The organism is Halomonas garicola, from assembly GCF_031935715.1.
Classification (GTDB): Bacteria; Pseudomonadota; Gammaproteobacteria; order Pseudomonadales; family Halomonadaceae; genus Vreelandella; species Vreelandella garicola.
In genome coordinates this window covers 23,718-48,648 of record NZ_JASSZF010000016.1, presented here as the reverse complement: position 1 = coordinate 48,648, position 24,931 = coordinate 23,718, and the positions used below count along the sequence as shown (strand labels likewise).

General features: G+C 65.6%; 23 protein-coding genes and 1 riboswitch. Of the genes, 11 read left to right on the top strand and 12 right to left on the bottom strand.

What is annotated here, in order from left to right; genetic code table 11:
- The first annotated feature begins 77 nt into the window (after positions 1–77).
- The 5 genes from hyi to RS027_RS07575 all read left to right on the top strand — a co-directional run bounded on the left by hyi (position 78) and on the right by RS027_RS07575 (position 5,672).
- Positions 78–854: a hydroxypyruvate isomerase gene (gene hyi, locus RS027_RS07595; RefSeq protein ID WP_311955664.1), complete on the top strand. Its 777-nt coding sequence runs from the start codon at positions 78–80 to the stop codon at positions 852–854.
- Between the two features lie 80 nt (positions 855–934).
- The gene (locus RS027_RS07590; protein WP_311955663.1) at positions 935–1,822 is read left to right on the top strand and encodes a 2-hydroxy-3-oxopropionate reductase; all 888 of its coding nucleotides are present in this window, start codon (positions 935–937) and stop codon (positions 1,820–1,822) included.
- Between the two features lie 260 nt (positions 1,823–2,082).
- Positions 2,083–3,558, top strand: coding sequence for a pyruvate kinase (gene pyk, locus RS027_RS07585; RefSeq protein ID WP_311955661.1), 1,476 nt, complete (start codon positions 2,083–2,085; stop codon positions 3,556–3,558).
- Positions 3,559–3,690: 132 nt separating this feature from the next.
- The gene (locus RS027_RS07580) at positions 3,691–4,413 is read left to right on the top strand and encodes a GntR family transcriptional regulator (RefSeq protein ID WP_311955660.1); all 723 of its coding nucleotides are present in this window, start codon (positions 3,691–3,693) and stop codon (positions 4,411–4,413) included.
- Between the two features lie 407 nt (positions 4,414–4,820).
- Complete coding sequence (locus RS027_RS07575) at positions 4,821–5,672, top strand: hypothetical protein (protein WP_311955658.1); 852 nt, start codon at positions 4,821–4,823, stop codon at positions 5,670–5,672.
- 133 nt (positions 5,673–5,805) lie between these two features.
- Here the strand turns inward: RS027_RS07575 and uraH are convergent, their stop codons facing one another.
- Positions 5,806–6,183: a hydroxyisourate hydrolase gene (gene uraH, locus RS027_RS07570; protein ID WP_311955654.1), complete on the bottom strand. Its 378-nt coding sequence runs from the start codon at positions 6,181–6,183 to the stop codon at positions 5,806–5,808.
- Between the two features lie 316 nt (positions 6,184–6,499).
- Between uraH and RS027_RS07565 the strand changes: the two genes are divergently transcribed.
- Positions 6,500–7,153 (top strand): peroxiredoxin, encoded by a 654-nt coding sequence (locus RS027_RS07565; protein WP_311955650.1) that lies wholly within the window; start codon positions 6,500–6,502, stop codon positions 7,151–7,153.
- Positions 7,154–7,246: 93 nt separating this feature from the next.
- Here RS027_RS07565 and RS027_RS07560 read toward each other — a convergent pair whose 3' ends face one another.
- The 4 genes from RS027_RS07560 to cydD form a co-directional block, all read right to left on the bottom strand.
- The gene (locus RS027_RS07560; RefSeq protein ID WP_311955647.1) at positions 7,247–8,245 is read right to left on the bottom strand and encodes a cytochrome d ubiquinol oxidase subunit II; all 999 of its coding nucleotides are present in this window, start codon (positions 8,243–8,245) and stop codon (positions 7,247–7,249) included.
- Positions 8,242–9,654 carry a cytochrome ubiquinol oxidase subunit I gene (locus RS027_RS07555; RefSeq protein WP_311955646.1) on the bottom strand — a complete coding sequence of 471 codons (1,413 nt, stop codon included), beginning with the start codon at positions 9,652–9,654 and terminating at the stop codon, positions 8,242–8,244. The genes RS027_RS07560 and RS027_RS07555 overlap by 4 nt, the downstream gene beginning before the upstream one ends.
- 137 nt (positions 9,655–9,791) lie before the next feature.
- On the bottom strand, positions 9,792–11,537 hold the full coding sequence (gene cydC / locus RS027_RS07550) for a thiol reductant ABC exporter subunit CydC (protein ID WP_311955645.1): 1,746 nt from the start codon (positions 11,535–11,537) through the stop codon (positions 9,792–9,794).
- Positions 11,530–13,203, bottom strand: a complete 1,674-nt coding sequence (cydD, locus tag RS027_RS07545) for a thiol reductant ABC exporter subunit CydD (protein ID WP_311955642.1) — start codon at positions 13,201–13,203, stop codon at positions 11,530–11,532. The genes cydC and cydD overlap by 8 nt, the downstream gene beginning before the upstream one ends.
- A gap of 204 nt (positions 13,204–13,407) precedes the next feature.
- Between cydD and hglS the strand changes: the two genes are divergently transcribed.
- The gene (hglS, locus tag RS027_RS07540; RefSeq protein ID WP_311955640.1) at positions 13,408–14,811 is read left to right on the top strand and encodes a 2-oxoadipate dioxygenase/decarboxylase HglS; all 1,404 of its coding nucleotides are present in this window, start codon (positions 13,408–13,410) and stop codon (positions 14,809–14,811) included.
- Positions 14,812–14,851: 40 nt separating this feature from the next.
- Here the strand turns inward: hglS and RS027_RS07535 are convergent, their stop codons facing one another.
- Positions 14,852–16,096 (bottom strand): D-amino acid dehydrogenase, encoded by a 1,245-nt coding sequence (locus tag RS027_RS07535; protein ID WP_311955638.1) that lies wholly within the window; start codon positions 16,094–16,096, stop codon positions 14,852–14,854.
- Positions 16,097–16,261: 165 nt separating this feature from the next.
- Positions 16,262–16,378, bottom strand: a riboswitch (glycine riboswitch).
- A gap of 144 nt (positions 16,379–16,522) precedes the next feature.
- Here RS027_RS07535 and RS027_RS07530 point away from each other — a divergent pair.
- Positions 16,523–16,816 (top strand): hypothetical protein, encoded by a 294-nt coding sequence (locus RS027_RS07530; RefSeq protein WP_311955635.1) that lies wholly within the window; start codon positions 16,523–16,525, stop codon positions 16,814–16,816.
- 25 nt (positions 16,817–16,841) lie between these two features.
- On the opposite strand, the gene RS027_RS07525 is transcribed toward RS027_RS07530, so the two are convergent.
- On the bottom strand, positions 16,842–17,729 hold the full coding sequence (locus RS027_RS07525; protein ID WP_311955634.1) for a DMT family transporter: 888 nt from the start codon (positions 17,727–17,729) through the stop codon (positions 16,842–16,844).
- Positions 17,730–17,818: 89 nt separating this feature from the next.
- On the opposite strand from RS027_RS07525, the gene RS027_RS07520 reads away from it, so the two are divergent.
- Positions 17,819–18,748, top strand: a complete 930-nt coding sequence (locus tag RS027_RS07520) for a sirohydrochlorin chelatase (protein ID WP_311955632.1) — start codon at positions 17,819–17,821, stop codon at positions 18,746–18,748.
- Here the strand turns inward: RS027_RS07520 and RS027_RS07515 are convergent.
- Positions 18,647–19,114, bottom strand: coding sequence for a TspO/MBR family protein (locus RS027_RS07515; RefSeq protein ID WP_311955630.1), 468 nt, complete (start codon positions 19,112–19,114; stop codon positions 18,647–18,649). The two genes, RS027_RS07520 and RS027_RS07515, sit on opposite strands and share 102 nt — an antisense overlap.
- Before the next feature lie 45 nt (positions 19,115–19,159).
- Positions 19,160–19,531: a hypothetical protein gene (locus tag RS027_RS07510; protein WP_311955629.1), complete on the bottom strand. Its 372-nt coding sequence runs from the start codon at positions 19,529–19,531 to the stop codon at positions 19,160–19,162.
- Positions 19,532–19,717: 186 nt separating this feature from the next.
- Here RS027_RS07510 and RS027_RS07505 point away from each other — a divergent pair, with 186 nt between their 5' ends.
- Positions 19,718–21,436 (top strand): putative bifunctional diguanylate cyclase/phosphodiesterase, encoded by a 1,719-nt coding sequence (locus RS027_RS07505; RefSeq protein ID WP_311955627.1) that lies wholly within the window; start codon positions 19,718–19,720, stop codon positions 21,434–21,436.
- On the opposite strand, the gene moaA is transcribed toward RS027_RS07505, so the two are convergent.
- Genes moaA through mobA form a run of 3 tightly spaced genes read right to left on the bottom strand, consistent with a single transcriptional unit; the run spans position 21,433 to position 24,325 of the window.
- Positions 21,433–22,431, bottom strand: coding sequence for a GTP 3',8-cyclase MoaA (gene moaA, locus RS027_RS07500; protein WP_311955625.1), 999 nt, complete (start codon positions 22,429–22,431; stop codon positions 21,433–21,435). The two genes, RS027_RS07505 and moaA, sit on opposite strands and share 4 nt — an antisense overlap.
- On the bottom strand, positions 22,428–23,714 hold the full coding sequence (moeA, locus tag RS027_RS07495) for a molybdopterin molybdotransferase MoeA (protein WP_311955623.1): 1,287 nt from the start codon (positions 23,712–23,714) through the stop codon (positions 22,428–22,430). The genes moaA and moeA overlap by 4 nt, the downstream gene beginning before the upstream one ends.
- Positions 23,711–24,325: a molybdenum cofactor guanylyltransferase MobA gene (mobA, locus tag RS027_RS07490; protein WP_311955622.1), complete on the bottom strand. Its 615-nt coding sequence runs from the start codon at positions 24,323–24,325 to the stop codon at positions 23,711–23,713. The genes moeA and mobA overlap by 4 nt, the downstream gene beginning before the upstream one ends.
- Positions 24,326–24,593: 268 nt before the next feature.
- Between mobA and RS027_RS07485 the strand changes: the two genes are divergently transcribed.
- Positions 24,594–24,905: a DUF1244 domain-containing protein gene (locus RS027_RS07485; RefSeq protein ID WP_311955621.1), complete on the top strand. Its 312-nt coding sequence runs from the start codon at positions 24,594–24,596 to the stop codon at positions 24,903–24,905.
- Positions 24,906–24,931: the final 26 nt, after the last annotated feature.

Genomic DNA, 24,931 nt, shown 5'->3' with positions numbered 1-24,931 from the left:
GGCGGTTACCGGTGCCGGGCACTTTGATAGGCACGCCAAGCGCGTTGACATACACGCAAACACACAGGGAGATTGATATGGCTAAATTTGCCGCGAATCTCAGCATGCTGTTCACCGAGGTGGATTTCCTCGACCGCTTCAAGGAAGCCGGCGACGCGGGCTTCAAGGGCGTGGAATACCTCTTCCCCTACGACTTCGAAGCGTCCGAGATCAAAAAGCGCCTGGACGACAACGGCCTGGAACAGGTGCTGTTCAACCTGCCGGCCGGCGACTGGGGGGCCGGCGAGCGCGGCATCGGCTGCCACCCGGACCGCGTGGACGAATTCCGCGAAGGCGTGGACAAGGCCATCGAGTACGCCAAGGTACTGGGCAACACCCAGGTCAACTGCCTGGCGGGTATCCAGCCGGAAGGCGTCAGCGACGACGAGGCGCGCAAGACGCTAATCGACAACCTGCGCTTTGCCGCCGACAGGCTCAAGGGCGAAGGGCTTCTGCTGATCGCCGAGCCGATCAACACCCGCGATATCCCGGGCTTCTTCCTCAACCGCACCGAGCAGGCGATCGCGCTGTTTGACGAGGTCGGCAGCGACAATCTCAAGCTGCAGTACGACATCTATCACATGCAGATCATGGAAGGCGATATCGCGCCGACCATCGAAAAGCATCTCAAGCGTATCGCCCACGTGCAGCTGGCCGACAACCCGGGCCGCCACGAGCCGGGCACCGGCGAAATCAACTACCCCTTCCTGTTCGCCCACCTCGATGGCCTGGGCTACAGTGGCTGGATCGGCTGCGAATACAAGCCGAAGGCCGGTACCAGGGAAGGGCTTGGCTGGCTGAAAGACGCGCGCTAAGCCATACACAAGACATAAGCCGTACGTGTCCACCTTACCCACAGGGGACACGTATTCAGTGCAAGTGATAGGAGACTACTATGAGCAAGATCGGTTTTATCGGACTGGGTATCATGGGTCGCCCGATGGCAGGCCATCTGCTGGACGCCGGCCACGACATCTACACCGTTGTGCACAACTCGCCGCTGCCGTCTGACCTCAAGGAAAAGGGCGCCAACGTCGTCGACACCCCCAAGGCGGTTGCCGAGCAGTCCGAGATCATCATCACCATGGTGCCGGACACGCCGGACGTGGAAAACGTCCTGTTCGGCGAGAACGGCGTGATCGAAGGCCTGAAGAAAGACACCCTGGTCATCGACATGAGCTCCATTGCGCCGATGCCCACTCAGGACTTCGCCAAGCGCATCAAGGAGGCCGGCGGTGACTACCTCGACGCCCCGGTATCCGGCGGTGAAGGCGGTGCCATCAACGCTGCGCTTACCATCATGGTAGGCGGTAGCGAAGCTGCCTTTGAGCGCGGCAAGCCGGTTCTCGAAGTGATGGGCTCATCCATCACTCACATCGGCGAAAACGGCTCCGGCCAGACCTGTAAGGTCGCCAACCAGATCGTCGTGGCGCTGACCATTGAAGCCGTTTCCGAGGGCCTGCTGTTCGCCTCCAAGGCGGGCGCCGACGTCGCCAAGGTGCGCGAGTCGCTGCTCGGCGGGCTGGCGCAGTCGAAGATTCTGGACGTCCACGGCGAGCGCATGATCAACCGCACCTTCGACCCGGGCTTCAAGGTCAAGCTGCACCAGAAGGATCTTAACCTGGCGCTGGAAGGCGCGCGGACGCTGGACGTGTCCCTGCCGGGTACCGCCAACGCCCAGCAGCTCTTCCAGGCCTGCGCGGCCAACGGCGGCGCCGACTGGGACCACGCGGGCATGGTGCGCGCGCTGGAAATGCTGGCCAACCACGAAGTCGGCAAGTAATCCGCCGCTTGCGGCGCGCGACCGTGAGCGCCGCGTCCTGAGTCAGGTGCCACCCCCGGGCAAAGAGGGTGGCACCTGTTGCCACCATGCAAATGGTGCCCCTATCCCGGCGTCAGGCCCGCATCGTCGCTTGTTAAAGCGCCTGACGCCGGTTTTCCTCCCTCCCTCTTTGCCCCCTGGAACATTCAAGCGTGACGGGGACAGCCAACCCGCACCAACGTTAACGAATTTCGCGCCTCTCCGGCGCTGCCGAGGTCCGTATGAATAACAATACCTATGTTCCCATTCGCCGCACCAAGATCGTCGCTACGCTGGGGCCCGCCAGCGACCGCGAGGGCGAGTTGGAGCGCATGCTGCGCGCCGGCGTCGACGTCGTTCGCCTCAACTTTTCCCACGGCTCGGCGGACGACCACCGCCAGCGGCTGACTCAGGTGCGCGAGATTGCCGATCGCATCGGCAAGAGCGTCGCCGCCCTTGCCGACCTGCAGGGCCCCAAGATCCGCATCGCCCGCTTCAAGGACGGTGAAGTCGAGCTCGAAGAAGGCAAGCCCTTCGTTCTCGACATGGAGCTGGACAGCGACGCCGGCGACGACACCCGGGTAGGCTGCGACTACAAGACCCTGGCCGATGACCTGGACGTCGGCGATCGCCTGCTGCTGGACGACGGCCGCCTGGTGCTCGACGTTGACGCGGTCAAGGGCCGCGAAGTCCACACCCACGTTATTGTCGGCGGTACGCTTTCCAACAACAAAGGCATCAATAAGCTGGGCGGCGGCTTGTCCGCGCCGGCGCTGACCGACAAGGACAGGGAAGATCTGCAAACCGCGCTGGACATCGGTGTGGACTACATGGCCGTGTCGTTTCCGCGGACCGCGGCCGACATGGAAGAGGCGCGCCAGCTGCTGGGCGAGAAAGGCAAGGAGATCGGCCTGGTGGCCAAGATCGAGCGCGCCGAGGCGGTGGCCGACGACGACACCCTGGACGGCATCATCAAGGCCTCCGAAGCGGTCATGGTCGCCCGGGGGGATCTGGGCGTGGAAATCGGCGACTCCCAGCTGATCGGCGTGCAAAAGCGCATCATCAAGCGCGCGCGCACCCTGAACCGCGCGGTGATCACCGCCACCCAGATGATGGAGTCGATGATCGAGTCGCCGCTGCCCACCCGGGCCGAGGTCTTCGACGTGGCCAATGCCGTGCTCGACGGCACCGACGCGGTGATGCTTTCCGCGGAAACCGCCGCCGGCGACTACCCGGTGGAAACCGTCGAGGCCATGGACCGCGTGTGCCTGGGCGCCGAGCGCGAGCGCAGTACCCAGGAATCCGGCCACCGCATTCACCAGGGTTTCACCCGCAGCGATGAGACCGTGGCGCTGTCGGCGATGTATGCCGCCAACCATCTGGAAGGCGTCTCCGCCATTGCCTGCATGACCTCGAGCGGCTACACCGCGCTGATTGCCTCGCGTATTCACTCCGGTCTGCCCATTGTGGGGCTCGCCCACAGCGCTATTGCCCAGCGGCGCATGGCGCTTTACCGCGGCGTGGTGTCGCTTGCGTTTGATACCAGCCGCATGGAGGCCTCGGCGCTTCACGGCAATGCCCTGGCGCTGCTGGTCAAGGAGGGGCTTGCCCACGTCGGCGACCACGTCATCGTGACCCGCGGCGATCACATGAACGCCCACGGCGGCACCAACACTATGAAAGTGCTGCGCGTCACCGACGCCCACCGGCGAGACTGACCCGGCGAAGCCGGGCGTCAGCGCGATCCATCGCGGCAGAAAGGCGGCATCCTGAAGCAGACGCTGTCTTTTTGCCGCCTTTCGGGGCTAAAATGCGCCGTTTTATGGTGAACTCATTGTGGAGAACGGTCGATGAACCCCGTCTGGCGTAAAACGCTGTCGCCGTCTGCGCGGGAGCGCGGTCGCGTCAGCGATCAGGATATTGTGGATCACATTCGCGCGGCGGTGCTGATGCAGCGCCTGCCGCCGGATACCCGGCTGCCCGAAGTCACGCTGGGCGAGGTGTTCGGCGTCAGCCGTTCGGTGGTGCGCAAGGCGCTCACCCGGCTGGCCTCGGAGCACGTGCTGGACCAGCGCCCCAACCAGGTGGCGCGGGTGCGGGCGCCCACCATCGAGGAAACCCGCGACACCTTCGCCGCGCGGCGGCTGGTAGAAGGCGAAGCCGTGGCGCTTCAGGCCGGCAGCCTCGACGCCAAAGCGCTGGACGCGTTGAGCCATCACGTCGAGCAGGAAAAGCTGGCCTACGCCAAGGGCGACGAGCCGGCGCGCATCGAGCACTCGCTGAGCTTCCACCATCTGCTGGCGGAGCATGCGCCCAACCGTATCCTGGGCTCCATGCTTACCGACCTGATCGTGCGGACGTCCATTGTGATTGCGCTGTACAAGCGCCCGAGCCTGGGCTCCTGCTACCTGGAAGGCGACCATCCCCGACTGCTGGAAAGCCTGCAGCGCGGCGACGCCGAGGCGGCCAGAGCCGGCGTTGACCACCATCTGTACAGCCTGGAGAACCTGCTGGACCTGTGCCCCCGAGAGGCAGAAACCGATCTGATGGCCATCTTCGGCGCTCGTAGCTAGCGCGACTCAGGCCGACTCACCCCCAGCCGCTTCCGGCTGCATCGCAACGGCGCCCCACGGGCGCCGTTTTTTGTGGGCGGTCGTGGGCGGCGCGCTGCCGGGGAAGCGGCGAAAAACCGGCTGTGTGCCGGATGAAGGCATAAAGAACAACAACATTTCGGCGAAACTGTTGTCGCTTCGTGGCATTTTGTGTAGGTTATTATTGTATACAAGGGGTGTCGGGATCATGACCGGCGCCTTGTTCGGCTGACGCCCCTTTAGCTGTCAATCCGGACGTATCGCAAGCTGACTGTGACCCCGACAACAAAGCGCCAAGGCGCAACAACGCGGCGGGGCAGTCGGAGCCAACAGCCGGCGCTAAAGCACCGGCCTCGACTCTTACAATAAAACCAAAGGGTATTTGACTGATGTTTAACACCAAACACTCCGTGGCCGCCCTGGTAGGTGCCACGACGCTGGCGGCGTGCGCCTTCACCCAGGCCCAGGCGGCGACCTGGAGCGACTCTTTCATCGGTTATCGCTACGGCACCGACTTTACCGAGCCGGGCCCCGGTCCTCAGAAAGACGGGGACAAGCACATCGAAAAGCATATTCTTCAGTTCAACTACGTTGGCGGCCACTCGCTGGGCCAGCACCTGTTCAACATTGATCTGCTGCAGTCCGACAGCAACGACCCGACAAGCGGCGGCGATACCGGCGCGACCGAGGCCTACGTGATGTATCGCAACCAGCTGCACTACGGCAAGCTGTTTGGCGATGAGCTGGCGTTTGGCCCGGTCAAGGACGTGGCGCTGACCGGCGGCGTGGATCTCAATACCAAGAACACCGAATTTGCCCCGCGCAAGCGCCAGCTGCTGGCGGGCCCGACGCTCAAATTTGACGTGCCGGAAGGCTTTCTCGACCTGAGCCTGTTCTACTCCTACGAGTGGAACCACGCCAACTTCATCGGCACCCGTGAGTTTGACGACTACTACCAGGTCAACCTGGCGTGGGGTCTGCCCTTTGAAGCGGGTCCGGTGCCGATGAAGTTTCAGGGCTTTTTCAACTACAACGGCGCCAAGGGCAAGGGCGGCGGTAGTGAACATACCAAGCCCGAGCGCCTATCACGCCCGTCGCTGATGATGGACGTCGGCAAGCTTGCCTGGGGCGAGGAAAACCGTCTCTGGGCCGGCGTGGGCTACGAGTTCTGGCGCAACAAGTTCGGCAACAAGGGCGTGGATACCGATGCCGCCACGTTTAACCTGGAGTGGCACCTGTAGGCACTCCTATCGCAGCACGGCCAGGCTCGCACTAGCTTGCTGAAAAACCTGCCCCCGTTGCCTTGCGGCAACGGGGGCAGGTTCGTTTGGGGCGCTATACGGGAGCTAATAGTGCCGCTGGCGGCGATACGCTTTAGTTGCCGCGGTAGGTGGAGTAGCCGTAGGGGCTCAGCAGCAGCGGAATATGGTAGTGGTCCAGCTCGCCGTCGATGGCGAAGACTACCGGCACCTCGGGGAAAAAGGTTTCGGTGTCGTGGCTTTCGAACCATTCGCCGGTATCGAACGTCACCCGGTAAACGCCGTTTTCAAGCTCGGTATCTTCGGGGTAGAGCGCGTTGATGCGGCCGTTGTCGCCGGTGACGGCGCTGTTGATTTCTTTCCACTCGCCGTCGTCGTGACGCTGCTCAAGCGTGACGTTGACGTCCGGCGAGGGCAGGCCGTTTTCGATGTTGAGCACGTGCACGCTCATGGGGTTGTCGGCGGCCAGGCTGGCGCCGGCAATAGTGGCCATCAGGCTGCCGGTAGCAGGGCGGTAGTCAGCGCTGTTTTCATCAAAGGCTCCTAAGGTTGTCCAGTTATTGTACACAGTATATTTTTTATAGCACTTTCTGGTCGGCGTCAAGAAAAACCGAGCATCGACGCCGATGGCTGATCGGAGCGAAAGCTGGCAGAGCGGGTGGGAAGAGCAGGCAGAATCGTAATTAAGTAATAAGAATTTTGTATTTAATGCTATTTGTACATAAGTCGCTGCCGGGTCTATGATGGAAGCGTATGGATCAAGCTGCGTCCAATACGGACGCCAGAAACGCAACTGTCAGGAGTCAACGATGTCGCTACGTATCAACGAGACCGTCCCGGATTTTGACGCGCCGACGAGCCAGGGCAATATCAGCTTTCACGACTGGATCGGCGACGACTGGGCGATCCTCTTTTCCCACCCGAAAGACTTCACCCCGGTGTGCACCACCGAGTTTGGCGCCGTGGCCACGCTGAATGACGAGTGGCAAAAGCGCGGGACCAAGGTAATCGGCGTCTCCGTTGACGGCGTGGAGGATCACCAGGGCTGGGTCAAGGATATCGAGTCCTACGCCGGCTGCGCTGTAGGTTTCCCGATCATCGCCGACGAAGACCTCAAGGTTTCCAAGCTGTTCGACATGCTGCCGGCGGAAGCCTACCTGCCGGACGGCCGCACGCCGGCGGACAGTGCCACGGTGCGCTCGGTGTTCATCATCGGCCCGGACAAGCAGCTCAAGCTGTCCATGACCTACCCGATGAACGTCGGCCGTAACTTCGGCGAAATCCTGCGCGCGCTGGATGCCCTGCAGACCGCTGCCGGCCACGGCGTTGCTACGCCGGCCGACTGGACCGTCGGCGAAGACATCATTATTCCGCCGAGCGTGTCCGACGACGATGCCCGGGCCAAATTCGGCGAGTTCGAAGCGCCGCTGCCCTACGTGCGCAAGGCCAAGCAGCCCCAGTAAGGGTTTTGCCCGACGCCGTGCCATAAAATAAAAGCCGCCTCGCATGGCTGCGAGGCGGCTTTTTTCGTGCAGGGCTAGCGCTTCACGGCGCTATCAATGGTAGCCGTCGTCGGCCTTCACCTTGCCGCGGAACACCCAGTACGTCCAGGTGGTATAGGCGAGGATGACGGGGATAACGAACACCGTGCCGATGAGCAGGAAGACCTGGGATTCCGGCGCCGAGGCGGCGTCCCAGATGGTGTAGTCCGGCGGCACGATGACCGGCCATTTGCTGGCGATCATGCCCAGATAGGTAAAGATAAACAGCCCCAGCGCCATGATGAAGGGGCGACCCTCCTCGCGCTGCTTGACCGCGCGGTACAGGGCGGCGGCGCAGGCCATGGCGAGAATAGGGAATACCCAGATCAGGTGAATATGGCTGAGCCAGCGCTCGCGGACGTCCACGCTTACCAGCGGCGTCCACAGGCTGATCACGGCAAACACGCCGAGCACCGCCCAAAGCAGCCGGGGGGTAATGGCGTAGGCCCAGTTCTGGACGTGCCCTTCGGACTTGAGGATCAGCCAGGTAGCGCCGAGCAGCGCGTAGCCCGCCATCAGCCCAAGGCCGGTGACCACGGTGAACGGCGTCAGCCAGTCGAAGGCGCCGCCGACAAAGACCCCGTCTTCCACCGGGAAGCCCTGAATATAGGCGCCGACCACCGCCCCCTGGGCGAAGGTGGCCACCACGGAGCCCCAGCAGAAGGCGCGGTTCCACCAGTGGCGGTTCCGCTTTGCCTTGAAGCGAAACTCAAAGGAAATGCCGCGGAATATCAGCCCCGCGAGCATCAGGAACACGCCGATATAAAGCGCCGGCAGAAACACCGAATAAACCAGCGGAAAGGCGCCGAGGAGGCCGGCCCCGCCCAGCACCAGCCAGGTTTCGTTGCCGTCCCATACCGGGGCCACCGAGTTCATCATCACGTCCCGGGAGTTTTCGTCCGGGGCGAAGGGGTAGAGGATTCCCAGCCCCAGATCAAAGCCGTCCATCAGCACGTACATGATGACACCAAAGCCGATAATGCCGGCCCATACCAGGGTAATGTCCAGATTCATGACTTGGCTCCCTGCAGGTCGTTGTCGTCAAAGGGCGTATGCGCGGCGGACAGCGGACGCTTGGCGCTTCCCATGCCGTCGTTGATTTCGTCGGGCTCGGGCAGCATGCCGTTGCTGATGACCCGGGTCAGATAGTAAATACCGACCATGAACACCACGGCGTATACCGCCATATAACCAATCAGGGTGAACAGCGCCATGGCGCCGGTGAGCGACGGCGTCAGCCCCTCGGCGTGGGTCATCACGCCGTATACCAGCCAGGGTGAGCGGCCGGACTCGGTGACCACCCAGCCGGCCAGCACGGCGACGAAAGGCGCGCCGATCATGCCCACCAGGGTCTTCAGGTAGAGCGGGTGGCGATAGACGCGCCCGCCCCGGCGCAGGACAAGCCCGGCCAGCGCCACGGCGATCATCGCCAGGCCCAGGCCCACCATGATGCGAAACGACCAGAAGACGATAAACACCGGCGGCTGCTCTTCGGCCGACACGTCCTCAAGCCCCGGCACCGTGCCGTCGAGGTCGTGGGTCAGGATCAGGCTGGCGAGACGGGGAACCGCTATTTCCAGGTGGTTGGTCTGGGCGCCCTTGTCGGGCAGGGCAAAGAGCAGCAGCGGCACGCCGGAGTCAGTTTCCCAGTTGCCTTCCATGGCCGCCACCTTGGTCGGCTGATGCTCCAGGGTGTTGAGGCCGTGGAAGTCGCCCACCACCGCCTGAGCCGGCGTCAGAATCAAGAGCATCCACAGGCACATGGAGAGCGCTTTCTTGTTGGCCTCGACGTCGCGCTTGCGCAGCAGAAACCAGGCGCTGACGCCGGCCACCACAAAGCCCCCGGTCAAAAACGACGCCATGACCATGTGGGCAAAGCGGTAGCGGAAGGAGGGGTTGAAGATGGCCTCGGTCCAGGAAGTAATATGAAAGCGGCCGTCGATCAGCTCATAGCCCACCGGCGTCTGCATCCAGCTGTTGGCGGAGAGGATCCAGAACGAGGAAATGAAGGTCCCAAGCGCCACCATGAGCGCAGCAAACAGGTGCGCGCCTTCGGGCACCTTGTCGCGGCCAAACAGCAGCACGCCGAGAAAGCCGGCCTCGAGGAAAAACGCCGTCAGCACTTCGTAGCTCAGCACCGGGCCCAAAAAATTGGACGTGGCCTGGGAGAAGTTGCTCCAGTTGGTGCCGAACTGGAACGACATGACGATGCCCGACACCACGCCCATGCCGAACACCACGGCAAAGACCCTGGTCCAGAACAGCGCCAGGCGGTCCCAGGCGGGGTTCTTGGTTTTGTAGAACAGGCCGTGCAGCAGGGCGATGTAGGATGCCAGACCGATGGTGAACACCGGAAAAATGGCGTGAAACAGCACCACGAAAGCAAATTGCAGCCTGGAGAGCAGAAGCGGATCCAGCTCCATGATGACCTCCGGGGGATAAAAGGGGCGTACCGAAACAAGCCGGCAAATGTGCAGCTAAGTTTCATTCATATAGAGGTTAGCGCTTTTTGCAGCGGATTAGCACTGACCTATCGTCTATACGCTGTGTGAATATCCTATTACTGCGGGCTGCCCTCAGGGCCGTGGTGTATGGTCGCAGCGCGCGTCGGCCGGCCGTTGACCAGCGATATCGTCTGCTGAATGCCCGGTAGCGCGACCTCACCGCCGGCCTTGTGCACCAGATAAACCACGCTGCGCCCGGCAAGCCAGGCGTCAAGCGCGGCGCCCAGCGCCTGCGCCGTGGTTCGGTCGACGCCGGCAAAGGGTTCGTCGAGCACCACCAGCGCCGGGTCGCGCAGGAAAAGCCGCGCCAGCGCCACCCGGCGCGCCTGGCCGCCGGAAATCCGCCGGCCGCCTTCGCCCACCCGAGTCTTTAGCCCCTGGGGGAGCGCTCCCGCCCAGGCGGCAAGCGAGACCTGGTCGAGCGCCTGCCAGAGCGCTTCGTTGTCGGCCTCCGGGTTGGCCAGGCGCAGGTTGGCGGCGAGGCTATCGTCGAGCAGCTCGGTCTGCTGGGTCAGCACCGCGACCCGGCGGCGCAGCGCCTCCTCGGGCCAGGCGTCGAGCGCTATATCGCCAAGGGTGATGCTGCCTTCCGACGGCGCCAGCTGGCGGCCGAGCAGGGCGGTGAGAGTCGACTTGCCCGAGCCGGAAGCGCCCTCGACGGCCAGCCGCTCACCCGGAGCAAGGCGCAGCGAGAGCCCGTCCAGCGCCGGCTCCAGCGCGCCCGGGTAGCGCACGCCGACGTCGTCGAGGGTCAGCGTCAGTTCGCCCGAGGGGGGTGCTTTGGTGGGCTCCGGCTCGGCGGCAGGCGCGGGGTCGGCCAGCTCGTTGAGCCGCTCGGCCGCGCCCCGGGTGGCGCCGAGCCAGGTAAAGGCCGCCGGCAGCGCGCCGAAGGCCTCGTTCATGGCCAGCACCGCCATGGGCAGCATCACTGTTACCGCGCCGCTGATGCTGCCGGCCTCGAAGGCGCCGGCGGCAAGCCACAGGGTGACCGCAACGGCGGTGCCGGTCAGCCATACCTGCAGCGCGTTGCCCAGCGCCACCCGGCGGCCAAGCTGGCGCTGGCTTTCGTGCAGGCGGGCTTCCAGCCGTTCGAGCCGTTGCTGGCGCTCGGCCAGGGTGGCGTAGGCTTCAAGCTCCGCAAGCCCCTGCAAGGTTTCCATGACGCCGCCGCGCAGCGCCTCAAGCTCGCTTACGTGGCGGCGGCTCGCGGCCATGCCCAGCCGCGCCTGCCCCAGGGTAAACCACAGCCAGCCGGCCAGCAGCGCAGCGCCCAGCACCGCGCCGGCCAGGGGCACAAAATATGCCACGAAGGCGCTGAGCAGGGCCCCGGCTACCAGCGCCACGGCGGGCGGCGCCAGCAGCCGCAGGTAGAGGCTGTCCAGGGTGTCGATGTCCGCGGTCAGGCGGTTGAGCCAGTCGCTGGCCCGGCGGCCGGCGAGCACCCGGCTGCTTTGGCCGGCCAGCGCGGCAAACAGCCGGGTGCGCAGATCGGCGAGCAGGCGCAGCACCGTATCGTGGTTGTACAGCCGCTCCAGATAGCGGCTCGCCGTGCGGGTGACGGCAAACAGGCGGATCAGGCCGCCGGGCACGTAGACGTCAAGCGTTGCCGCCACGCCGGCGGCGAACAGCAGGCCGGTGAGGCCGGTCGCGGTGATGAACCAGCCGGACACCGCAAACAGCCCCAGCGCCGACAACAGCGTCAGCGCCATGAGCCCCCCGCCCAGCCACAGCCGGCGGCGGCGTTTGGCGAGCACGCCGAGCCAGGGGCGCAGGGTGCGCATAAGGGATGAAGAATCAGCCATGGGGCACCTCCTCGAGCCGGCCCTGATCCAGCTGCCAGCGGCGGCTGGCCAGGGCAATCAGCGCCGGATGGTGGGTGGCGATGATCAGGGTGCGCCCGGCGGCCTTAAGCGCCTCAAGGGCGCTCATGATCGCCTGCTCGCTGCGGGCGTCGAGGCTGGCCGTGGGCTCGTCGAGCAGCACCAGCGGCGCGGCCGAGAGAAACACCCGGGCCAGCGCCAGCCGCTGGGCCTGGCCGCCGGATAGCCCGGCGCCGCGCTCGCCGACGGGCGTCTGGAGTCCCTGGGGCAGGCGCGCGAGCAGCTCGCCCAGGTGCGCGCTTTCCAGCGCCCGGGTGAGCGCGGCGTCGTCGGCCTCCGGGTCGGCCAGGCGCAGGTTGTCGGCAAGCGTGCCGTGGACCAGCAGCGGGCGCTGGTCCATCCATGCAAAGCGCAGGTTTGGGGCGCGCCGGCAGGCGCCGTCCTCCTCGGGGGCGACAAAGCCCGCCGCCAGCTGCAGCAGCGTGGACTTGCCGCTGCCCGAGGCGCCGGTGATCACGATGGTATCGCCCCGGTTGACCGTCGTCGTGACCGGCCCCAGCACCGTGCCGCGGCCCGGATGGGCGACGCTTGCCGCGTCGAGCACCAGCAAATCTTCCTCGCTTGCGGGGGGCGGCGACGGGGCATCATTGCGGCGCGTGGCCGGCACCGGCTGGTCGAGCAGTTCGGCAATGCGTTCGGCCGCGCCCAGGGCGGCGGCGCGGTCGTGGTAGTGCTGGGCGAGGCTGCGCAGCGGCTGAAAGAACTCCGGCGCCAGCAGCAGGATGAAAAGCCCGCTGAACAGCGTCAGCTCGTCGGCGGGGCCGTAGCCGATATAGCCCAGCAGCCCGAAGCCCACGTAGATGGCCACCACGGCAATGGCCACCGAGGCAAAGAACTCCAGCACCGCCGAGGAGAGAAACGCCAGCCGCAGGGTGCGCATGCTGCGCACGCGGTAGCCGTCCGCCGCGGCGTGAATGCTCTGGGTGGCGCGCTCGGTGTGGCCGAACAGCCGGAGCGTGGTGAGGCTGCGCACGCGGTCGATGAAGTGCCCCGACAGCTGCGACACGGCGGCGAACTGCTCGCGGTTGAGCCGCTCGGCGCCCATGCCCACCAGCGCCATGAACAGCGGAATCAAGGGGGCGGCCAGCAGCAGAAAGATCGCCGCCAGCCAGTCGAGGTAGAGCGTGATGCCAAGCACCAGCAGCGGCACCGCCACGGCGAGTACCAGCTGCACGCGAAAGCGCGCCAAGTAGCCGTCCAGCGCCTCCACCTGCTCCACCGCCTGGTAGGCAAGCGACGCGGTGTGGTGCCCGGCCACCTGCACCGGCCCCAGCCGCGCCAGGTGATCCAGCAGTCGGTGGCGCAGGCGCTTGCGCACCGCCAGCGAGGCGTCCTGGGCCAGGGTTTCCCGGGCGTAGCCGAGCAGCCCGCGTAGAGGCAGCGTTGAAAGCCAGAGAGCAAACGGCAGCGCCATCCGGGCAAGCGGCCGGTGATCGACCAGCAAGGCGCTGGCGATCCAGGCAAAGAGCCCCGCCTGAAGTACGACCAGAGCCCCTTCCAGCAGGCCGCAGCCGGCGGCCAGAGCCAGGCGCCGGCGCTGGGTGGCGGCAAGGTCGGTGAGTAGCCGGGTGGCGGTAAGCGCGGGCATGAAGGCTCCTTGGCAGCACGGGCAACCAGCTTAAGCCCTGCGCCGGCGTTCGCCAACGTAACGCGCCGCCGGCGCCGGCCTTTTAACCCCTTTGCGACCTCGCTGGCGCCTTTATGCAGAAAAGCGGGGCAATTGTGGTACACGTCGCGGCCAAAGGGCGGTTATGGTGTGAGCACACGCTGCTGCTTGGCAAGGAGTCACTCCATGAGTCAGTGGATAAGTCCCGATCAGATACGCGCGCGCTTTGCCCGGGCGATGTCCGATATGTATCGCAAGGAGGTGCCCCAGTACGGGGCGCTGGTCGAACTGGTAGAGGCGGTTAATCGCGAAACTCTCGCCGCCGATGTCGGGCTTGCCGCCCGCCTGGCCTCCGCCGACGGGGTGCGCCGGCTGGGCGTGGAGCGCCACGGTGCCATCCGCGTGGGCACGCCGGCCGAGCTTGCCATGCTGCGCCGCCTGTTCGCGGTCATGGGCATGTTCCCGGTGGGCTATTACGATCTTTCCCCGGCCGGCGTGCCGGTACATTCCACGGCGTTTCGGCCGGTCGCCGACGACGCCCTCCAGGAAAATCCGTTTCGCGTGTTCACTTCATTGCTGCGTCCCGAGCTTATTACGTCGGACGACCTGCGCGAGCGGGCGCTGGCGCTGCTCGACGCCCGGGACATTTTTACCCCCGGCGTAAAAGAGCTAATCGAGCGCAGCGAGGCCCAGGGCGGGCTCGACGAAGGCGACGCCAAAACGTTCGTGAACGAGGCGCTGGAAACGTTCCGCTGGCACAGCGACGCCACCGTGGACAAGCCCACCTACGACGCGCTTAGCGCCGAGCACCGGCTGATTGCCGACGTGGTGTGCTTTCGCGGCCCGCACATCAACCACCTGACGCCGCGCACGCTGGATATCGACGAGGTCCAGCGGCGCATGCCCGACTACGGCATCGAGCCCAAGGCGATCATTGAAGGGCCGCCGTACCGGGGCTGCCCGCTGCTGCTGCGCCAGACCAGCTTCAAGGCGCTCGACGAGCCGGTGCGCTTTACCGGCGATGCTCAGGGCTCGCATACCGCTCGGTTCGGCGAGATCGAGCAGCGCGGCGTGGCGCTGACGGCCAAAGGGCGTGCGCTGTACGACCGGCTGCTGGCAAGCGTCAACCAGCAGGCGCCGGCCGCGGACAACGCCACCCACCAGGCGCGGCTGACGGAGGCCTTTGCCGAGTTTCCCGACGACGACGCCGCGCTGCGCCGGCAGGGGCTGGCATTTTTTCACTATTGGCCGGCTAGTGACCTGCGGGAGTCCCAGCGGCTTTCCGATGAGGCCCTCCAGACGGATAACGTCGAGGCGCTGGTGGAGCGCGGCGCGCTGCTGGCAACGCCGATGGTGTACGAGGACTTTTTACCCGTGAGCGCCGCGGGGATTTTCCAGTCGAACCTGTCCGGCGAACCGCCGCACCGGGACGACGGGAAGGAAAGCCGGGACGAGGCGCCGCCGGACGGCTCGAGTCAGGCGCAGTTTGAGGCCGCGCTGGGCGCCGAGGTGATCGATGAAATCGCGCTCTACGCCCGGCGCGAGCGCGGTTCCCTGGAAGCGGCCCTGAAGGCGCTGAAAAGCCGCTGAGCGGCGGCATCGGGCCATTACCCATGGCCGCCGCGCCTGCTTAGCGGGCCCGGGCCGGCTGCCCTGTGCTTGAGACGTCGGTGACGGTATCGGCCAGCATCTCGGCGGTAATGGCGGAAAGCGTCCAGCCCAGGTGGCCGTGGCCGGTGTTATAAAATACCGTCGGCTGCTTGCCTTGCCCGACGTGGGGCATCATGTCGGGCATCATCGGGCGCAGCCCGGCCCAGGGCACCACCCGGCGGGTGCTGACGCCGGGGAAGCACTCTTCCACCCAGCGGATCAGCGGACGAATGCGCTCGTCGCGGATATCCTTGTTGAAGCCGTTGAACTCGGCGGTGCCGGCAACGCGGAAGCGCCTGTCGCCCAGGCGGCTGGTCACCAGCTTGGTTTCATCGTCCAGCAGGCTCAGCGTGGGCGCGGCGTCCTGGGAGGCCCGATCATCAAGCTCCACGGTGATGGAGTAGCCCTTGACCGGATAGACGTTGACGCGGTCGCCAAGCTTTGAAGCCAGCGCGCGGCTGGCGGTGCCGGCGCAGATCACCAGGCCGCCAAAGGTCTGGCGCACCGGCGCGCCGCCGGCGCTTGAGGTGACCCAGGCGCCGTCCTGGTCGGCGCCAAGGTCCTCGACGCAGTAGCCGTAGTGAATATGGCCGCCGCGGCGCTCTATGGCCCCGGCGAGCCCTTGGGTAAACTGGTGAATATCGCCGGTGGCGTCGCTTTCTGTATAAAAGCCGCCGTAATACTCGCCGGCAAGCGTCGGCTCCAGCTCGCGCATTTCGTCCGGGGTCACCGCGCGGCGCTCAAGCCCGCCCCGGGCCAGCAGCTGGGAGACTTTGGCGGCGTGGTCGAAGCCGGCCTTGTGGCGGTAAATATGCAGAATGCCCTTGTGCTTGAGGTCAAAGTCGATGTTTTCCTCTTCCGCCCAGCGAAACAGGTGTTCGCGCGCGGCAATGGCCAGCCGCGCGGTTTCGGTGGTGTTGTCGCCGTAGCGCGGGATGGCGCGCATGAACTCGGCAAACCAGCTGAGCTTGTGCCAGCCGGGGCGCGGATTGACCAGCAGCGGCGCGTCCCCGCGCAGCATCCAGCGCAGCCCCTGGACAATAGTGGGCCAGTGGTTCCAGACCTCGGCGTTGGAGGCCGACAGCTGGCCGCCGTTGGCAAACGAGGTTTCCATGGCGGCGTAGCGGTTCTGTTCGAACACGCTGACGTCAAAGCCGCGCTTCAACAGGCTATAGGCGGTGGTAATACCGGTAATGCCGCCGCCGATGACAGCAATATGGCGCATGGTGTGCTCCCGAAGCAGGGGAAGAAGGGGATTCAAAAGCGCTGTAAAACAGCCGCGAATCGCTGTTCAGCGTTTGCCCCTTCCGTCTTGAACCTGAGAGATTCACGCGCGTCGGCGCTTGCTCCTTCGGTGCGCCGGCGGTGGCCGGCTGCTCTTCGGAATGTCGTTGTGCAGGCGGTCCGGTTGCCTGAGAGTTTCCGGGGCTGTTGCTCCTTCGGCGCTGCCGCTGGCGGCGCGTCTCTACACCACGCTCGCCAGGGCAGTCTCTCCCGCCTGCACTGACTCTGGGATACCCCGGGATAGAACGCAAAAGCAATGGGGCAAAGGTCTATACGGACGGCCTGACGTGTCGCCGGGGCAGGAAAGTTGCGCCAGGCGCAGCGATCAAGGGATGATGGGCGGATCATCTGCAAAAGGGAATGAACCATGCTGGCCAACGGATTTTTCGACGATGTCGGCGAGGCGATCGGCAACGCCATTCACGCGCTTGTCACCTTCCTGCTGGCGCTATTTGGCAACGCGTTTGCCGCCGTCGACGACTTTGTCGACGGCCTGACGCGCTCGCTTGGAATCAGCGACTCGTTTTTCAGCATCCTGGTGCTGGTGGTAGGGCTTTTCCTCCTGCTGGGCGGCTTTCGCGCCCTGCTTCGCGGGGGGCTACTCGGGGCGATCGTGCAAATTGGCCTGGGGCTATTGATCCTTGGCTGGCTGATGGTGTGACCGCGGCCGGCCGCCGCGCTTGCCGTCAGGCGCGCTGGCTCAGGCGGGCCTGGAAGATGCCGCCGGCGAGCACCAGCCCGCCGCCGGCCAGCTGCAGCGCCGTCAGCGCCTCGCCAAACAGGCTCCAGCCAAACAGCACCACGGCCAGCGGCTCGCAGTAGGCAAGCGTGCCGTATAGCGCGGTCGGCAGACGGTTGATGGCGAGCACGGCAAACAGCAGCGCCAGAAAGCCGGGCACCAGGCCGGTGCCCAGCAGCCACGGCCACTGCCAGGGCGCGGCGGTGAGCCCCTCGGGTCTTAACAGGGCAAACGGCAGAATGGCCAGGGCGCCGAAAAACAGCTGCCAGAATGCCCCAGTGCGGTCGTTAAGGCGTCGTGGCAGGCCGCGGTTGCTGAGGATAAAGCCGCTGTAAGCGAGCATGGCCAGCAGCCCGAAACCCAGGCCGACGGCGTCGCGCCCGCCGCCCAGCTGCAGACGAAACTCCTGCATCATGGCAAAGCCGAAAAGGGCGGTGGCAATACAGAGAATCTGGGCGCGCCCCAGCCGCTCGCGGAACAGAAAGTGGGCGACCACGGCAGAAAACACCGGCGCCAGATAGACCATCAGGATAGCGTTGGCCATCTGCGTATAGTTCATGGCCTGGACGTAAAACAAAATAAAAGCGGCGAGAAAGCCGCCGCTGATCACAACGCCCCAGCCCGGCGCGTAGCGCAGGTAGCGCCCGCGCCGGGTGAGCACCAGATAGAGCAGCAGAAAACAGGCGCCAAGCCCCAGCCGGTAAAAGGTGATGCTTTCGGCGTTCAGCCCGGTAATGCGCGAGATGACCCCGATGGTGGCCATGCCCACAGCGCCGGCAACGGCAAGCAGCAGGCTGGAAAGCGGAACGGCGGCGGGCCGGGACGAGGCGGGCATGGTACTCCTTGGGTATGACGGCAGTCGGTGCACGCCATGCTATGCCAGCGCCTTGGCATAGCGCCACTCTCCAATAGAAGGACGACGCAGTGTCAGACTCCAGGCGCGCGATTTTTCTGGTCGATAACGGCTCGCTGCGGCCCCAGGCAACGCACAGTCTGCGCCGGGTAGCGGCGCGGCTGAGCGAGGCCTGCGGTGAGCCGGTGCAGGCGGCATCGCTTTTGCATTCGTACAAGATCCCCGCTGACGAGCTCGGCGGCGAGCCGGCGATCACCCTGGGCCCGGCCGCCGAGCGGGCCGCCTCTCGGGGGGCAAAAGAGATCGTCGTGATCCCGTTTTTCTTTGGCCCCAGCCGGGCGCTGACCGACTATTTGCCCAGGCGTCTGGGCGAGATGCAGGCGCGCTTTCCAGGCGTTGGCGTGACGGTAGCGCCGCCGCTGGTGGACGAGCAGGCCCCGGTAGACCTGCGCCTGGCGCGGATACTCGCCGACCACGTGCGCGCCTGCGCCCCGGCAGACGCGCCGTTCAACGTGGTGCTGGTGGATCACGGCAGCCCCGCCCCCGAGGTCACCGCGGTGCGCAACCGCCTAGCGGGCCAGCTCAGCGTGCTGCTCGCCGGCGAGGCCACGGGCGTGATGCCGGCCTCCATGGAGCGCCGCGACGGCGAGGAGTATCGCTTTAACGAACCGCTGCTGGAGCACGCGCTGGAAAGCGAGGCCCTGGCCGGCAGCGACGTGGTGCTGGCCCTGCTGTTTCTCTCGCCGGGCCGCCACGCCGGGGAAGGCGGCGATATTGACGGCATCTGCGCGGCGGCCAAGCGCCGGCCGGGCCGGCGCATCGTCTCGACGGCGCTGGTGGGCGAGCACCCGGATATTGTCGCCATTCTGGCCTCGCGGGTGGCCCAGGCGCTGGGCGGCTCAGGCGCGGCGGTTGCGCCGCCAGACGCTGGCGTTGAGCGCCAGCGCCAGCGTGACCCAGAGCAGGTACGGCACCATCAGCCAGGCGGCAAGGACGCTTGAGCGGGCGAACAGCGCGATGGATACGGCGATCAGGCCCAGCAGCAGGGCGATATCCAAAAGCCCGAGCAGAATTTGCCGGCGGCCGAAGAACAGCCACGACCAGGCCGCGTTGGCGGCGAGCTGGAGCGCATAGACGATCAGCCCCGCCGTGCGCCAGGTCGACGGCTCGGCGAGAAACACCCGCCAGGCGGCAAGCGCCATGAGCAGGTACAAAATGCCCCAGGCGATGGGAAATGCCAGGTCGGGGGGCGTCCAGGCGGGCTTGGCCAGCTGGCGATACCAGCCGTCAGGACGGAAGCGCGCGCCGCTGGAGGCCGCCGCGCCCACCAGGCCGAGCGAAATCAGCAGGCTGAACAGTGAAAGCAAGAAAGGTCTCCCGGGTTGACGGCATCAGGTAGCGCCAGCATACGCTCAGCGCCGCTGCCAGGGCCAGCGGCGCTTCGGGGCCGGCAGCTCCAGGCATGCCAGGGCGCCGCCAAGAGGGAGCAGAATAGCCGCCAGCTGGCGATGGCAAACCGTGCTGCTGAGCACCCCGGGGCACTGTTTGAGGAGCAATTCGCAGCGCTCGCCGGCAATGCCGAGCTGGTCGCAGGCCTCCCGGGAGAGCGGCCGGGCCTGCTGCTGGCAGCGGCACAGCTCGCGCAGCAGCATGGTCAGCAAGGTGGCGTCCAGCCAGCACGGCAGCGGGTCGTCCAGGCGACCGGCAATGGAATGCTGCACCGCCTCGAAGGAGGTGCGCAAAAAGATCAGTGTCTGGCGCAGTTGGCGGGCTTCGCTGTTCATGACCGGGACGCCTTTGTAGTGATTCTCATTTACTTTAAAATAAAGTTAGCGGCAATCCGGCGCGCTGTCAAATGCCCACCCCCTGCCGTATGCCGGGTATAGCGCCGGCAGATACTTTACTGCTGCGCTGGATCTGGCATGCTATTGCAAGATAATCAACGCGATAACCAAGACCTTGCTGGCACCATGACTGACATATCCCCTATAGCGGACGGCCGCCCTGAAGACGCCGAGCTGCGCATTGCGGCGACGGCGTTTCATACCCATCTGGGCATGGCCATCACCGACCCCCAGTGTTGCATTCTCAAGGTCAACGAGACGTTTTTGCAGATGACCGGCTACGCCGAGGAAGAAGTGCTGGGCAGGCACCCGCGCACGCTAAGCGCCGGGCGCCACGGCGACGATTTCTACACGGCGCTTTGGCAAAGCGTTAACCGCCAGGGGTTCTGGGAAGGCGAGCTCTGGAACCGGCGCAAAAGCGGAGAGGTATATCCGCAGTGGGCGACGCTGAGCGCGGTGCATGACGAAAGCGGCGAGCTGACCCACTATGTCGCTACCCTGAGCGATATGAGCGAACACAAGGCCGCCGAGCGGGAGATCCAGCGGCTGGCGTTTTATGACCCGTTGACCGGGCTTGCCAACCGCCGCTTGCTCCTCGACTGCCTGGGCGAGAGCCTGACGGCCGCCCGGCGCGAAACGACGCACTGCGCGCTGCTGTTTCTGGATCTGGATAACTTCAAGCAGATCAACGATACCCTGGGCCACTACGCCGGCGACCAGCTTTTGCAGCGCATGGCCCGGGAGCTCAGGAGCACGCTTGGGCCAACCGACACCCTCTCGCGGCTGGGCGGCGACGAGTTCGCCGTCGTGCTTCATCAGCTGGATGCCGACCTCGGGCCGGCGGCGGAGCAGGCCGAGCGTATGACCCACAAGCTGCTGGCAGCGATCGGGCGGCCGATGGCGCTGGGTAGCGCCACGGTGACGGTGACCGGCAGCATCGGCATTGCCATGCTTGACGGCAGCGAAGACGGGGTGGAGTGCTGCCTGCAGCAGGCCGACATGGCGCTGTTTCAGGCCAAGGACGCCGGGCGCAATACCCTAGCCTTCTTTGACCCGCGCATGCAGGCCAAGCTGGTCAACCGGGCGCGGCTGGAGGCTGACCTGCGCCATGCGCTGGCCAACGACGAATGGCGGCTGTACTACCAGCCCCAGGTCAACGCGGCCGGCGAGCTCAACGGTGTTGAAGCGCTGCTGCGCTGGGCGCACCCCGAGCGCGGCCTGATATCGCCGGGGGAATTTATCCCGCTGCTGGAAGGGTCGCGAATGATTAATGAGGTAGGCGCCTGGGTGCTGGAAAGCGCCTGCGCGCAGCTGGTGGCGTGGCAGAGCGACCCGCGCACCGCGGCCTGGGAGATGGCCGTCAACATTAGCCCGGTGCAGTTTGTCGAGGCTGACTTCGTGCCCCGGGTCGAGGCTATTCTGCAGCGTACCGGCGCGCCGGCGTCAAGGCTCAAGCTGGAGATGACCGAGTCGCTATTCGTCGAGGCCGGAGACGAGACCCGGAAGAAAATGCAGCACCTGCGCGAGCTCGGCCTGCGCTTTTCGCTTGATGACTTCGGTACCGGCTATTCGTCGCTGGCGTATCTGGCCTATCTGCCGCTGGATCAGCTCAAGATCGACCAGAGTTTCGTGCGCGAGCTGCCCGCAAGCAAGGCCAACGGCGCTATCGTGGAAAGTATCATAGCGCTGGCCGGAAGCCTGGGGCTTGCGGTAATTGCCGAGGGCGTGGAAACCCACGCCCAGCATGAGTGGCTGGCCGCGCGCCGCTGCTGCGCCTACCAGGGCTATCTGTTCGACCGACCGCTGCCGGTGGCCGAGCTTGAGGCCTGCTGGCGCGACGCTTAGCCGCCGGTCATGTTCATGAAGCGCACCACCTGGACATCACCGTCGGTGGTGAAGTGGTGGCGCTCGGGCTTGAGCGGCATGGCGTTGATGATCGCCTCTTTCAGCGCGTCCATGTCGCCGGGATAGCGGCGCAGCACGGCGCGCAGATCCACCGAGTGCTCGTTGCCCAGGCACAGCAGCAGCCGGCCTTCCACCGTCACCCGGACGCGGTTGCAGGTGGAGCAGAAGTTATGGCTGTGCGGCGAAATAAAGCCGATGCGCGAGTCGCTGTCCGCCATGCGGAAGTAGCGCGATGGTCCCGGCGTGGCCTCGGTGGTGGGCACCAACGGATAGCGCGACTCGATGTCCGCCTTGACGTCGTCGCTGGAGTAGTAGGTCTCGTCCCGGCCGTGGTCGGACACTTCGCCCAGCGGCATTTCCTCAATGAAGCTGATGTCCAGCCCTTCATCCCGGGCGAAATCCACCAGGTCGAGGACTTCGTCTTCGTTGCGGCCCTTGAGAATTACCGCGTTGAGCTTGATGCGCTTAAAGCCCGCCTCCTTGGCGGCGCGGATGCCGCTGATGACCTTGTCAAGGTTGCCGGTGCGCGTCAGGCGCTTAAAGCGCTCCGGGTCCAGCGAGTCAAGGCTGATGTTGAGCCGGCGCATGCCGCCGTTATACAGCGCCTCGGCGTGCTTGGGCAGGCTCGCGCCGTTGGTCGTCATGGTGAGGTCGTCGAGCCCCGGCAGCGCGCCGATTTCGTCCACCAGCTTTGTTACCCCGCCGCGCACCAGCGGTTCGCCGCCGGTCAGGCGAATCTTTTCTACCCCTAGTTCGGTAAACGCCCGGGCGACCATGCCCAGCTCTTCCAGGGTGAGCACCTGGGCCCGGGGCAGGAAGGTCATTTCTTCGCTCATGCAGTACACGCAGCGAAAGTCACAGCGATCGGTAACCGACATGCGAACGTAGTTAACGCGCCGGCCGAAGCTATCGATGAGCTGTTGTTGTTGCGTCATGGGTCTCTCCTCAACGGCTGAATCGTGACCGTGTCGCCCGGCGATACCGCCGCGCAGGTATCGGGCAGTTCGATCAGGCAGTTGGCGTCGACCATCGACGCCAGTATGCCCGACCCTTGGGCGCCGGTGCTGCGCACCCCGAGTCGCCCTCGGGCGTCCACGGTATACACCCCGCGGATAAAGTCGCAGCGGCCTTCGCGCCCGGTAAAGGTTTCTTCGGCCACTGCTTGCCGCCGCGTGGGCGGGCGCGGCGGCCGGTCTTCCAAGCGTTCCAGAAGCGGTGCCACAAATTGTAAAAAGGCGACCATAGCCGCTACCGGGTTGCCCGGTAGGCCGACGAACGGCGTGCGCGCTTCGCCCAGCCAGCCGCAGGCCAGCGGACGCCCCGGGCGCATGGCCACGCGCCAGAACGCCAGTTGGCCAATCGCGTCCAGCGCCTCTCGGGTGTAGTCGGCCTGGCCCATGGAAACGCCGCCGCTGGTCAGCACCAGGTCGGCATCGGCGGTGGCGCGGTCAAGCGCCTCGCGGATGGTGGCCGGGCAGTCGGGCAAAATCCCCAGGTCAATGACCTCGGCCTGGTGCTCGCGCACCAGCCCGCCCAGGGTAAAGCGGTTAGCGTCAAAAATGCCCGCGGCGGGCAGCGCCTCGCCAGGGGCAGTGACCTCGCTGCCGGTGGAGAACACCGCCACCCGGGGACGGCGATACACGGCCACCTCGCCGGCACCCAGCGAGGCGGCAAACCCCAGACGGGCAGCGTCGAGCCGCTCGCCGACGGTAAGCGCCACGCTGCCCCGAGCGATGTCTTCGCCGGCCTGGCGGACGTTTTGCCCGGGCGTCACGCGATCCGGGGAGGCTACCATAACGTGGTCGGCGTGTATCTCCAGCTGCTCGCGCATGATCACCGTGTCGGCGCCGCTTGGCAGCGGCGCGCCGGTGGCAATGGTAACGCACTCGCCGGGGGCCAGCGTCGTGGTGAAGGGCGCTCCGGCAAGCGCCTGGCCGGCAAGCGCCCAGCGGGCTTGCCCGGCCTGCCAGGCAAGGGCGATGCCGTCCATGGCGGCGTTGGTGTTTTGCGGCACGTCGATGGGGGCGGTAATGCTTTCTGCCAGCCGCCGGCCGTGGGCAGCGTGCAGGGCAATGCGCTCTTGGGGGAGCGGCGCTTCCACCAGCGTCAGCAGGGTGTCGCGCGCTTGCTCCACGCTTAGCTGGCGGTCGTCCAGGTCGAAGCAGGAAAGCGGCCCGTCAGGCGCTTTTGCTGCGGGTGTTACCGGTGACGGGGTCATGAGGCCTCCCTGGCAAGCGTGGCTTCAAGGCGTGCCTTGTCGGCGGGCGTATTGACGTTGACAAGCTCGCCGGCGCAGTCGGCCATGTCTACCTCGTTGACATAGCGGCCGGCATAAAACTCGCGCACCGAGCGCTTGCCGGCGTCCAGCGCCTGGCCCAGCGCTGTAGCGAGATCGGTGCGCATCAGCGCGATGACCGGGTGCACCCGCTGGCCGTCGTGGGCCACGGCGATATCGGCATTGCCAAGGCCCTGGATCAGGCGCGCGGCGAAGTCTCGGGGCAGCGCCGGGATATCGCAGGGGGCGACCAGCAGCCAGGGCGTGCGCGCCGTGCAAAGCCCGGCGTAAAGGCCCATCAGCGGGCCGTGAAAGTTGCCGCGCTGGCCGTCCAACGCTTGGTCGGCCACGACCCGGTCGCCGTAGCGCCGATAGTTTTGCGGATGGCGGTTGGCGCTGATCACAAGCTCGCTCACCTGGCCGGCAAAGCGCTCGCTGACGTGGGCCACCAGCGGCCGGCCGGCGAGGAGCTCGAGGCCTTTGTCGCGCCCGCCCATGCGCCGCCCTTCGCCACCGGCGAGAATCAGCCCTGTGAGATCGTTAGGGGGTATCATGGCGGGGTCTCCCGTAGCCAGCCGTTGAGGTCATCAGGGGCACGGCGAGGCGCGTGCGATACCTGAGTAAATTTGTCGACTATGTGAATGATGGCGCCCGCGCTCCCGCTTTGTCCAGCCTGTTTGTTGACCAACTGATCAACATACGCTGTGATCGGCGGGCGTGGCAGGCGCTGGCCGCCGGCGCGCTTTTTGTTAAGCTGGCCGGTAGCCTCGCCTCATCGTCATACACGCTGCTTTGCAAGCGGCCTTTCTGAAGGAACCCCAAATGCAATCGTTTGACCATGCTACCCGCACCGAGCTTGAAGCCGCCGCCTTTCGCCGTCTGCTGCGTCACCTTGACGCGCACAAGGAAGTACAAAACATTGAGCTGATGAACCTGGCCGACTTCTGCCGCAACTGCCTGTCCAAGTGGCTCGTGGCCGAGGCCGAGGAGCGCGGCGAATCCCTGGACTACGAAACCGCCCGGGAGTACGTCTACGGCATGCCGTACAGCGAATGGAAGGCCCGCTATCAGGAGAAGGCCACGCCGGAACAGCTGGCCGCCTTTGAGGCACGCGAGGCACAGAAGCAGGGCTAAAACACCACGCCACCTTTTTCACGCCA